At 37.8% G+C, this 12,326-nt stretch carries 8 protein-coding genes; 3 read left to right on the top strand and 5 right to left on the bottom strand.

What is annotated here, in order from left to right; genetic code table 11:
• Positions 1-138 precede the first annotated feature (138 nt).
• The 3 genes from H4J56_RS06875 (at position 139) to trxC (ending at position 4,173) form a co-directional block, all read left to right on the top strand.
• Positions 139-1,002, top strand: coding sequence for a VacJ family lipoprotein (locus H4J56_RS06875; RefSeq protein WP_182259077.1), 864 nt, complete (start codon positions 139-141; stop codon positions 1,000-1,002).
• 40 nt (positions 1,003-1,042) lie between these two features.
• Positions 1,043-3,439: an RND family transporter gene (locus H4J56_RS06880; RefSeq protein ID WP_182259078.1), complete on the top strand. Its 2,397-nt coding sequence runs from the start codon at positions 1,043-1,045 to the stop codon at positions 3,437-3,439.
• Positions 3,440-3,717: 278 nt separating this feature from the next.
• Positions 3,718-4,173 (top strand): thioredoxin TrxC, encoded by a 456-nt coding sequence (gene trxC, locus H4J56_RS06885; RefSeq protein WP_182222910.1) that lies wholly within the window; start codon positions 3,718-3,720, stop codon positions 4,171-4,173.
• A 97-nt stretch (positions 4,174-4,270) separates the two neighbouring features.
• Here the strand turns inward: trxC and H4J56_RS06890 are convergent, their stop codons facing one another.
• The 5 genes from H4J56_RS06890 to H4J56_RS06910 all read right to left on the bottom strand — a co-directional run bounded on the left by H4J56_RS06890 (position 4,271) and on the right by H4J56_RS06910 (position 12,184).
• The gene (locus H4J56_RS06890) at positions 4,271-6,385 is read right to left on the bottom strand and encodes a S9 family peptidase (protein WP_182259079.1); all 2,115 of its coding nucleotides are present in this window, start codon (positions 6,383-6,385) and stop codon (positions 4,271-4,273) included.
• A 118-nt stretch (positions 6,386-6,503) separates the two neighbouring features.
• Positions 6,504-7,652, bottom strand: a complete 1,149-nt coding sequence (locus H4J56_RS06895) for an ATP-grasp domain-containing protein (RefSeq protein WP_182250828.1) — start codon at positions 7,650-7,652, stop codon at positions 6,504-6,506.
• A gap of 256 nt (positions 7,653-7,908) precedes the next feature.
• Complete coding sequence (locus H4J56_RS06900) at positions 7,909-8,157, bottom strand: DUF3297 family protein (RefSeq protein ID WP_182173540.1); 249 nt, start codon at positions 8,155-8,157, stop codon at positions 7,909-7,911.
• A gap of 218 nt (positions 8,158-8,375) precedes the next feature.
• Complete coding sequence (locus tag H4J56_RS06905; protein ID WP_182259080.1) at positions 8,376-8,906, bottom strand: hypothetical protein; 531 nt, start codon at positions 8,904-8,906, stop codon at positions 8,376-8,378.
• Between the two features lie 11 nt (positions 8,907-8,917).
• Positions 8,918-12,184: an LruC domain-containing protein gene (locus H4J56_RS06910; RefSeq protein WP_259368167.1), complete on the bottom strand. Its 3,267-nt coding sequence runs from the start codon at positions 12,182-12,184 to the stop codon at positions 8,918-8,920.
• Positions 12,185-12,326: the final 142 nt, after the last annotated feature.

The following is a 12,326-nucleotide window of genomic DNA, read 5'->3' on the forward strand; positions in this document are numbered from 1 at the left end:
AAGGTACAAAAAAGCAAATAATTAGTGACGTGTTAAATAAACGATTTATCTTAAAATAAACAACCACAAGTCATTAGAGGTATGTCATATTTAACACTATGAGTTATCCATAGTTTGTTCAAATTCCAAGGATTTAGAATGACAAGTATCAATAATACTAAAAAATTTAATTTATCGAGGTTTATTAAAAACCTAGCACAAAGTACTTTATTCTTATTATTTTTGACACAGGTAGTAGGGTGCTCATCTTTAAACGATGAGGCCGTTGTTGAAAAAGCTATAATAAGTGAATCCCCCTTAAAAGGCCCCTATGAAATAGCGGCTGAAGAAAATATCCCAAGCGTCATCAGCTATGAAGAGCCAGAAGATTCATTACGATTTATCAATGAGCCCATTTTTAAATTTAATGATAAAGTATATCGCTACGTACTTAGCCCCTTCGCAGTAGGTTATCAAAAAGTTGTTCCTTTGCCTGTTGATCAAAGTATTCGAAACTTTTTTTACAATTTACGTGAACCGCTTTACGCGTTAAATCATTTATTTCAAGGAGAGCTTTCTAAATCGGGTAACAGTCTTGCTCGAGTGTTGGTAAATAGTACCATAGGTTTGTTTGGTTTATTTGACCCCGCCAACAGCATGATGGAACTGGAACGTGATAAAACAACTTTTGGAGAAACTCTTGCTTCTTATGGCGTCGGACATGGTGTTTATCTTGTTTTACCTTTACTTGGGCCTTCAGACTTACGTGATACAGCATCATTATCGTTCAACTACTTAGCACATCCTCTTAATTTTATTAATGATAAGAGGGCAGCTCAACAATTATTATTGGTTGATGGTATTCAAGCACAAACGCCTATTTTAGCTAAGTATCCCCAGGTATTAACTGATGTTGAAAACCCTTATGAGTTTACACGTAATTTATATATGCAAAGTATCCAACGTGATGGTCAAGCACGTCGTAATGAAGTTTTTAAAACCGAAAAGCAAAAGCAACAATAACGCCTTTTGTTAGTACTTCTAACCCAAAAGTGGAATAAATATGTTTAAAGCGAGTGCAACCTTTTGGGCTTATACCAGCTGTATTATTTTTTGCATACTCACGGCTACATTAGCCTGGCAAGCGAAAAACTTTGAGATTGATGCCTCTGCAGATACTTTGTTAGTCGATAACAATATACATTACATTTTAACCCAGCTAGCCAATCAACGTTATGGCTCTGAAGAATTTATACTGATTGCATTTAAACCAAGTAACAGCCAGTTATTTTCGACAATTAATCTTGATATCTTATCTGAACTTGGCAGAAAAATAGAGAAAGTATCTCGTGTTAAACAGGTCAATAGTATTGTTAATGTGCCTATTTTTTCTTCTGCTAAAACAGTCTCTGCGGATGTTGAAGAGTTAACTTGGGAAAATAGAAAGTTTGATGAGCAAACGTTCTCGCTAAGTTTAAAAAAACACCCTTTGTATGAGGGCTTGCTTATTAACAAAGCTCAAACGGCATTTTCGTTGCAAGTGGTTTTTAAGACAAATAAAAAAGTTGAACAGGTAAATGACGATATTATTGACATTAAACGTCACTTATTAACCCGAGAACTCACCGATAAAGAACAATATGCACTTGAAGCGCTAAAGCAACAACAGCAGAAACTTAATAAGCAACTCGAGCAAACTCGTATTGATGAAATTGAAAATATTCGCGCGCTTCTATTGCCCTATAAAAAAGACGGGGCCTTTTATTTAGGCGGTAATAATTTATTGTCATATGAGTTAATTCAAATTATCCAGAATGATTTAGTTCTTTTTGGTGCTTTAATTATTCTGGTGGTTATTGTGTTGTTGTGGTTTTTGTTTAGACAAGTAAGTTGGGTAGTTTTACCCATAGTTTGCTGTGCAACAAGTGTTGTTATGACGATAGGTTTACTCGCGGCACTGGATTTTAAAGTTACTGTTATTTCAGCGAATGTATTTGCCCTGCAAATTATTTTGTCTTTAGCGATGATAATTCACCTTATTGTACATTACCAAGAGTTGGTGTTAAAACACATCGACTGGGATCATCAAACACTTGTACTGGCAACCATTAAACAAAAAATAAAACCCTGCTTTTATGCAGGTTTAACGACCTCTATTGGTTTTGGTTCGCTTATATTTAGTGGTGTTCAGCCGGTTATAAGTTTCGGTTGGATGATGGTTGTTGCTATGCTGGTCAGCTTCATTGTTAGCTTGGCTTTTTTCCCCGCATTACTCTTAGTCATTTTTAATAAACAAGGTTTTGTTAAGCAGCATCATCAGATTGAAAGGGGAATGAAAGGCGCAGCAACTTTTGTTATAAATCAGCCAAAAAAGATTATTATTATATCTACTTTGATCACCCTTGTTGGTGCCTTGGGTTGCCTAAAGTTAACGGCAGAGAATAGTTTTTTAAATTACTTTAGTGAATCAACCAATGTTCGAAAAGAGCTGACCTTTATCGATCAAGAGTTTGGAGGCTCGACGCCATTTGACCTGTTATTGAATATTCCAGATAAGCAAATAAAATCAGGATTAGTTATCTCAGCCAGTGCAGTGCAGACGGTAACAGATATTCAAAATATGTTAGCAAAAGAGCAAGCCATTGGTGCGATAACCTCAATTGCCGACTTCACTAAAATTGCTCAAGTGGTCTATGGTAAACCGCTGACAGAATATGAACTTACCGCACTCTACAAAAGTTTAGATACTGAGTTACAGCAGAAACTTTTTGGCGCTTACTTTTCTGAAAAAAATAACCAAATACGAATTTCTATGCGGGTTCAAGACAGCACTAAAGACCTAAATAGAGCCGATTTGTTGGCACATATTCATAAAGAATTATCTGCAATGGGCATTAAAGAGCAGCAGTATACATTAACTGGTTTGTTCATCCTTTATCAAGATGTACTGTCACGCTTGCTCGATTCGCAAGTGCTGACGATACTCATTGTTTATGGTGCGATGGCGATAACACTGATGATTATATTTTCATCGTTCAAAGTTGCCTGGATTGCTTTAGTGCCTAATTTTATTACTACCGTAGTGATTATGGGCGTCTTAGGGATATTTTCGATTCCGCTAGATTTAATGACTATTACTATAGCCGCCGTAGCTATGGGAATTTCAATGGACGATACTATTCATTATATTCACCGCTATATAGAAGAAATGGAACTTGGCCAAGCTAATAGCGATGATTGGATTAAGCGGACAAATTTATCAATTGGCTATGCATTAATATATACGACTACCGTTATTGTTATCGGTTTTGGCACCTTAATATTTTCTAATTTTGTGCCAAGCATATTATTTGGTTTACTGACCAGTGTGGCGATGATAGTTGCTCTGGTTACCGACATCACAACATTACCGGTATTATTGAAAAAATATTTAACTAAAAATAACCTTAAACAAAGCTAATCTTTTAAAGATATTAATCGAGCTAATGAATCAGTTAAAAAAATTAAATATCAAAGCACACGTTAAGTGCTGATCGGCTAATGCGAAAACTGATAAGGGTAAAGTTTAATTGTGGCGGTTTTTATTCTTTATAAATAGATATATATTTCAATAAGTAACTAGTTATATGGGGTTGCAATTAACGGTCTTAATTTAGATGCTTGAATTAAAGCCCGTACAGACCCATATTTACTTTTTATATTAAACGAATTTTAAAATACTTTTTAGTGAGATTTACTATGACTGATTCACCTATTCAAATAGTTTGCGCAAGTTGCGGTACGAAAAATCGTCTAGCTAAGGCTAAGCTCAATGACCAGCCTCTATGCGGTAAGTGTGGTAAAGCTGTGCTTTCTATTAACCCTGTTGTTGGTAGCGATAAAAACTTCAACCGTTATATTACCGACAACGGTTTACCTGTTATTGTCGACTTTTGGGCACCGTGGTGCGGGCCTTGTAAACAATTTGCACCCACTTTTGAACAGGTTGCTGCTGATATGTTTACACAAGCTTGTTTTGTGAAGTTAGACACTGAAAGCAATCAAAATACCGCAGGAGGGCATAATATCCGTTCTATTCCTACTTTAATGATATTTCATCACGGCAGAGAAATTGCTCGAATGTCCGGCGCCTTACCCAAAGCACAGTTCAAACAATGGCTAACTGAAAATCTACCGATGACAAACACATTATAAGTGTCGTAAAGAACATTCTTTATAGGTGCTGTGGTTACTCACAAGGGACAAAGATTATCCTTGTGAGTAACAAGTTAAACGATTTTATCAGTTAACGTTATTCGTTTAATAGCGAGATAAAAAAGCTCATTTCTAAAGCTTTTTCTTTTAAACTTTTAAATCGTCCTGATGCACCGCCATGGCCAGCGTCCATATCTGTCTTAAATAACAACAAATTATCATCTGTTTTAAGCTCTCTCATTTTAGCTACCCACTTCATTGGTTCAAAGTACTGAACCTGTGAGTCATGTAATCCGGTGGTCACCAGTATATTTGGGTAGTGTTGAGCAGTGATATTATCCATTGGTGAATAAGATAAAATATCTTGGTAGGCTTGTGCTTCGTTTGGATCACCCCATTCGTCATATTCATTGGTGGTTAGCGGTATGCTTTCATCGAGCATCGTTGTTAACACATCTAAAAAGGGCACATGAGCGCCAATGCCTAAGTATAGTTCCGGTGCTTGATTGACCACAGCGCCCATTAATAAGCCGCCAGCGCTACCGCCAGAAGCAAGTATTTTATCTTTAGCGCCATATCCTTGGGCAACTAATGCCTTAGTTACATCAATAAAGTCATTAAAGGTATTTTGTTTAAGCGCTTTTTTACCGGTTTCATACCACTGCCTGCCTAACATTTCTGAGCCACGAACATGGGCAATAACATAAACAAATCCTCTATCAAGTAAACTTAACGTTTGACTCGAAAAATCAGGATCTATGGTTAAGCCATAAGCACCGTAACCGTATTGAAGAAGTGGGTTGGTACCATCTTTTTTAAAACTATTGCGACGATAAACAATTGACACTGGTACTGCTGCACCATCACGAGCGTTAATAAATAGACGTTCTGCTTGATAATCGTCTTGGTTAAAGCCACCTAAGACTTGTTGCTGTTTCAGTAACTTTCGCTCACCTGTTGCTAAGTCAAATTCAAATAAAGAATCGGGTGTTGTTAAGCTAGAATAATATAATCTTGCGATGGTACTGTTTGGCTCCGGATTTTCGTCAAGACAAGCAAAATAACAGGGGTCATCAAAAGATAGTGGATAGTGATGACCGGCATTTTCTCCCTGAGTTGTGTGCACGATAAAACGAATTTGACCATTTTCTCTTTCGGTTATTACAATGAAACGGTGAAATAATTCAATGCCTTCAACCAGTACATTTTCTCTGTGGGGAATAATTTCTTGCCAGTTATTGATATCATCAATTTGTGCAGCCGTGGCTTTCATTAACCTGAAGTTTTTAGCTTGATAGTTAGTCACAATATAAAAAAATTCACCCATTTTATCGGCGTGATATTCATGTTGTTCTTGATAAGGTAATAATTCGGTAAACTGCCCATTGGGCTCATCGGCACTGAGTACTAAATAATGTGTAGATTCAGTGGCATGTAAACAAATATAAAGCTGAGAGTCATCTCTGCTCTTATCTAAGCTGATATAAAAACGGTGGTCGTCTTCTTGATAAACAAGCACATCATCAGCTTGTGGTGTTCCTAATGTATGGCGATATACTTGTGTGCCAAGCAAAGTTTCTAAATCTTTCTTTACATAGAAAAGGGTTTTATTGTCGTTCGACCAAACAACTTGTCCTTCAGTTTCAACAAGAATATCGGCTAAATAAGCATCTGGCCCATCAGATGTCTTAGTTAAATCTTTAAAATGAATGGTATAGATACGACGACTGTCGGTATCTTCAGATATTGACATGATTTGGTCATTTTGACTTATTGATAAGTCCCCTAAATCATAAAACTCATGATCTTGTGCGCGCTCATTAACATCTAATAAGAGTGTTTTATTTTCACCGGCAAAACTTGTTGCTCGGTAATAGTTGGAAAACTCTTGCTCGCCATTAATTTCGCTGTGATACCAATATTTTCCATCTTTTGCTGGAACAGTATTATCGTCCTTGACAATCCTGTCTTTAAGTTCATTAAAAAGTAGTGCTTGTAAAGGTTTTTGCTTGGCCAACATGGCATCAGCATAATTATTTTCATCATTAAGGTGTGCTAAAACTTTTTCATCACTGCGCAGGTCATCACGCATCCAATAATAATTATCGATGCGTTGGTGATTGTGTTTTTCCATCGTATGAGGAATTTTTGTAGCTATTGGTGCTATAATTTTTTTGTCTGACGCCGCTGATATAAATGATGATGTTGGCACTAAGTGCTCCTAGTTAAATAATAAATGAAATGATAATAATTTAAGAAAAAGCGCGATAAAAGTCTATCGAGCTTTTTTAGATTAAGTGAACGCTTGTAAAGAGACTATGCAGAGCTCGCTATGTTTTTATCTTAATGATCAGGTTATCTTCGATAAACTTTAATTGCTCAAGTAATATCTCTTGTGAATCACCTGACATAAATACATGGCCAACCTCGCTGCTGGTACTGTCGTGTGCGTAAACTTCATCTCCAGCTGCAATATTAAGTTTAAATTGGTCTATTTCTTTGAGTGCTTTGCATTGCTCGATACCGGAAATCTCATCAATAGTTCCTGGACCAGGATGGATCATGAGTACGCAAGCAAATTTATTAGCTTTGACAGGTAACGGGGTTGGAGTCGCTCCAGTTTCTAACTCTACATAGGTTTTCCATGGGTTGAAACCATAGGCATATTGAATGAGTTCCATATAGTATCCACCTGGTGGGCGAACGGCCATTTCGCCAAATACTGGCCCCGCTTTAGTCAGATAGAATTCAGCATGAGTCATACCATTTTTAACGCCAAATCCTTTGATGACTTGATCATTTATCGCGATGATTTTTTCTTGCAATGCGAGGGTTAAATTTGCCGGTAATATTGATTTTTTCCATTGGTGAAGATAGTCGGTTATATTATGAAAAATTGGCACGCCATTATGGATCAACGTTTCTACGCTAACTTCACTTCCTTCAACAAAAGCTTCAGCCAGTAGGCCGGGCTTTGAATGCAATGCTACTTCCGCTAAGCTTTTTAGCACCATGACACCTCTTGCACCCGATTCGGCTACAGGTTTAACAACAAGTGGCAGGCCTAACTTATCAACTAATTCTTGTGGCGTATCGTTGTCATTGATGAGATGGAATTTTGTAATAGGAATGTTGTGCTCTAAAGCTTTGAGCTTCATCTCGTTTTTATTATGTAAGATACGGGTAATGTTAAGTGGCGTGCCTGTTAGTTTGAATTCTTTACGAACCATAGCAGCAATATCGACACTTGATTCAGTGGCTGCGATAACATATTCAATATTAAATTCACGAATTGCTGCTATTTCAGCTTTTAAAAGCATTTTTTCTGCGCTTTCAAATGATGTTTCAATACAGCCCGACAATTTTTCTTTTCGACTTTCGTGAAAGGGACCATCACTCCAGAGAAAAACGTTATGGCCCAGCTTTAATGCGGCTCGATAACATCGACCTCTTCTACCCACGATTAATACATTCGCCACTCAATACCTCTGATAATTTCTAAATCACATATTTATCTGCTGAGTCTAGTGAATATATATAAATTAATATATAAGAATATTTAGATAATTTAGCGCAGTAGAAGAGGGGGGATGAAAATTTCAAACAGTCTAGAAATTTGGATCGTCGTTGTATTGTTAAGTAGGGTCAGGCAGCGAGGTAGATACTGCTTTGCTGACCCATATTTAATATGCCTTGGAGAAGGCATATTAGCTTATTATTTTTTATTGATAAGGCTTAACGGTAAAACGCTTCAACTGTGCCTTTAGCCGTCATTAAAAGTGGCTGACCACGACGGTCTAACGCTTTGTTCATGGTGACTTTTACCCAACCTTCGCTGATGCAATACTCTTCAACATCGAAACGTTCTTTGCCATTAAGTCGAATACCTATCTCGTGTTGAAAAATTTCTTCTACATGATGTGGGCTGCGGGGATTACCTGATAGGCGATCGGGTAAAGCGGGTAGCGATGTAGTATCGTTCATGTTTGTGACCTATGATAAAAAAATTGCGCTATTGTAGGCAATATATAGATAGCGCTCAAGCGCTGTTGTGATAAATTTTTAGCCTTTGTTTAAAAGTCTAAATAAACCTCAAGTTTATAACGCCGGTAAGGGGGATAATCTTCGATACTTAAAGCCGTTATCGAGTAGAAAAACTAAAGGCTATCCAAGTCAGTCTACTCATCGTTGCAATACTGTTATTAGAAGCGCCAATCTTTGATGATTGGATTCCTACTCCCATCGACAAACCATAATGCTGCAACTAAACCCTCGGTATCATTAGTGACGGTAATTACAGTTTCAAAAACCGCTTCATTCAATGATGTTCTTAGTAAGCAGCTATCATAATTAATGTTATAGCTGCCATCGCTATTTTCTTGATAATCACTGCACAGTGATAAATAGGCAGCTTGATCATCATCATCAGATCTGATTATTTTTAAATTAAATGAACGCTCACTATTTAATGAAAATCCATCGGGTACTGATATATCACCGCTGGTTTGTGCACTACTTTCTAACACGGCTCTTGCCTCTAGGGGACTAGTTTCTGCTAAGATAAACTCAGTTACCACAAGTTGGGTTACAATCGGGTCAGGCAAAATAATCTCTGGTTGTTGTTCTTCTACTACCGGTTGTGGCGTTACTGATACTGTTTCTCCGGCCGAACCACCGCCGCCACATGCCGTTAATAAAGCACTTAATAGAACACTCATATATAGCTTATTCATATGTCACTCCTTTAATCTAAAAAGGTATTTTTTATATTGGAATTATTTTCTATAAACCAGTCATCATCAATACGACCTTCATTGATAATAAAGCTAGAAAACATGGGGTAAGCGTAAATTACATCCATATATTCCAGAGGATATTGCCATTGTGAACCAACATTGATCGCCCAAGGCATACCATTCTCATTAACAAAGTAACGCTCATTATCAGGTTCGCTCTTATCTTCACCTCTGTTAAAAAAGTCTGTTCTAAAAGCTTCGGTAGGAGCTTTATTGGGCAAATGTATTTCGTATGCTCTACCAGGAGCCTGTCCGAATACATAACCATGCTCATAGCTTTCAGTAGCGAATAAAAATGGGTCATAAGGGAACGCAGGCATTTCTTCAATAGGAATTGCACGGGTCATTGGCAGTGTCATTGAAAAATGCATTTGAATTTTAGAACCACAACCCGGTTCACTTCGGTAATACTTACAGTTTTCACCCGCACTTACATAGTCCCATACGTCGTTGGTAATTATTGCGATGGCTTTATCACGCCCCTGCTCTAAAGGTGAGGTGAGCTGAGGCACGTTGTTAATGGTATAGCGGATATCATCTTCGTTAATCGTTTCTCTGCTAATACCAGGTAATTGGAAAGCAAATCCGTTGTGATAAGACCCGCCAACAGCGGCAATTTGCCCTTCAAGTTTCACTCGAATAACTTCACCATCAAGTATATATTCACTAATACGATAGTTCATCACTAAGTCATTGAAGTCATAATCGCCGACTATTGGCCAATTATCTTCAAAGGCAATAGTAGCCCAGCCAGAAGCACTTGGGTAATACTCTATGCTAACGTTAGCTTCTGTTATATCCACAAGATAATCTTCAACTTCACCATCACTAACACCACCTGTTGGACCTAAGTCAGCAGTGCTACTTATTCTAAAACGTGCCCAAGTACTGTTCGCTTCAGCCCATGTCGGCACTTCATATGAAATAATATTACTACCTGCAATAACAGGTAACGCATCAATTATTTTCTCATCGGTTCCAAAAACACCGTTACCATCAAAATCTATCCATGCATTTACAAAGGCTGAAGATGAAGCAACAAGTTGTAGGACTGCTAGGTTACCGACTTCTATACCTGTGACAAAAGCAACACCATCATCATCATTATTACCGTCTGTTTCGTCATCACTTAGTGGAAATTGAAAGCTATCAAATTCAGCATCAACGCTAATACCCATAAAGATAGAATTATTTTCAGTACTATGACGAGCCCCATTATCTTCAGCAGAGCTACCGTAAGATGCAGGCGCATCACCAAAGTCAATGCTCGCTTTTTCTGTGGAAATAACAGGGGCTAGGGCACAGCGTGCACCATCATTATTACTCGAACTGGGTCCATAAGCATATAAAACAGCAAGTGAGTTTGCTTCTTTAGTATCTATTTTAAAGACTTTACCGTCGTTGTTACGACTAATATAAAGGTTTTCATCGACATCAAAGTAAATAGCGCCAAACGTACCTGATTCACCAACATTATTAATTAATTCTGAACTGCCATTATTTACATCAATACGATGAAGGTTACCGATATTATCAACACTATAGGCGAAACCATTAAAGGGATGAAAGGCCATATCAAAGATACGTAAATTTAAACTACTGCCATCAATAATACGTTCTGCAACTAAATAATTATCGGCAGTTGGATCTAATGGGATAGCGTATAAACCATTGGTGTTACCAGGGCGGTATAAATAATAGACATTGTTATCAAGGGCAATATCGCCAACATAGAATGATATTTCGGGTAAACCAGTTGTGGGTAATGTGGTTACTTGATAATTATTATTAATACGGACAGGTCCAGAAAATTCCGTGCTCCAAGCATAAAGATATTGGTCATGAAAATTAAAGCCCATCGCATTAAGTTTATTTGTTGTGCCCATAGTATTTGATAGTTGTTGATACTGACCGGTAGCCAATTGCACACCAAATAAAGTTGCTGAGGTATCTTGTATTAAAAAGGCATCGGTTGGACAAGCAGCAAACGGTTGCCCAAAAATGGCTTGGTTTACCGATAAAGCTACGCCATTTATGCACGCCTCTTTCCCGATGATGCTATCTGCACCAAACTCAATAAAATTAGTGGCTGAAAAAGCACCGCCACAATCATCACCTACACCCGCTATCACAGCATTAGCACCAGTCTGAACAAAGCCTTTTGCAAATATATAACCACGAGCTTCTGCACCTGCGCCAAGTTGTGTGTAGCCAGCTGAGCCTGTTTTGTCACCAAGTACATTCCAGATAATAGTGCTGTTATCTGTTACATCTTTTAGTATTATCTTTGAATCTGCGGCTAAACTTAGGTAATTAGCAATGTTGAAAATCCATACACCGTCAACACCTTTGCCATCTAGGGTTAGTGTCTTACCGATAGCTATCGATAAATAATCTATGGTACTGTAAATACCCGCTTCAAGTGTTTCATCATTAGTACCAAAAGACGTCGATATAAGTTCTGTTCCAGTACCTAAAGCTTTCAATGTTACTTGTAATCTTGTAATTAAATCTTCTTGGTTTGTTACTAAGTTAGGGATGGGAGATGCCAGCAAAGAATTTGCCGTAAGAATACCGTCTATTTGGACCCCTGCGCCTATGGTTGTGGTTGTACCTGCATCTATGTTGCCATGAAAAACTGAACCGGCACCTATAGTTACTGTTGTGCCTGCAAAAACATCACCAGATACTTCTACTGTTGCATCTATTGTTACTGTAGTTCCTGCTGTTAGAGCGCCAGCAATGATCGCACTCGCACCAATAGTGGCTGTGGTTCCTGCTTCAATATCGCCATTAACCAGAGACGCCACACCAAGTGTTGCTGTAGTTCCTGCTTGGATATAGCCGACAACAGCTGCGTCTGCGCCAAGGGTTGTTGAGGCTCCAGATTCAACATTACCACCTACAATCGCATTTGCAGCAAGTGTTATGGCTGTTGCACTTTGAACATTACCGCCGACAACTGTTCGTGCGCCCATCGTTATATAACTGCTGGCATAAAGTGATTGGTTATTTAGCGCTGAATCTAATAAAGGTCCATTACTAGCCTGTGCAGTAGATAGGGTAAAAAACAGAAAAGTGGATATGACCAAGCTCGCTTGTTTTACTACGCGTCTATAATGTATGGCGCCATTACCCATAATATTATTTATTAATGCGTTAACATCAATATTAGCCAAATTGTGATCCCAAATATAAGCATTATTCCTTTTCATCTTACTACCCTCAATTGTATGTAAAATTTTATTTGTTACTTAAGATAGGTATTGCAAGTAATGAACCAATATAGTTTTAATTGTTAAGTTGATGATATTGTTTGTTATTATTGTTTTTGTGTTGGTTTTTCTATTTTTGTTT

Source organism: Colwellia sp. BRX8-4 (assembly GCF_014077345.1).
GTDB lineage: Bacteria > Pseudomonadota > Gammaproteobacteria > Enterobacterales > Alteromonadaceae > Colwellia_A.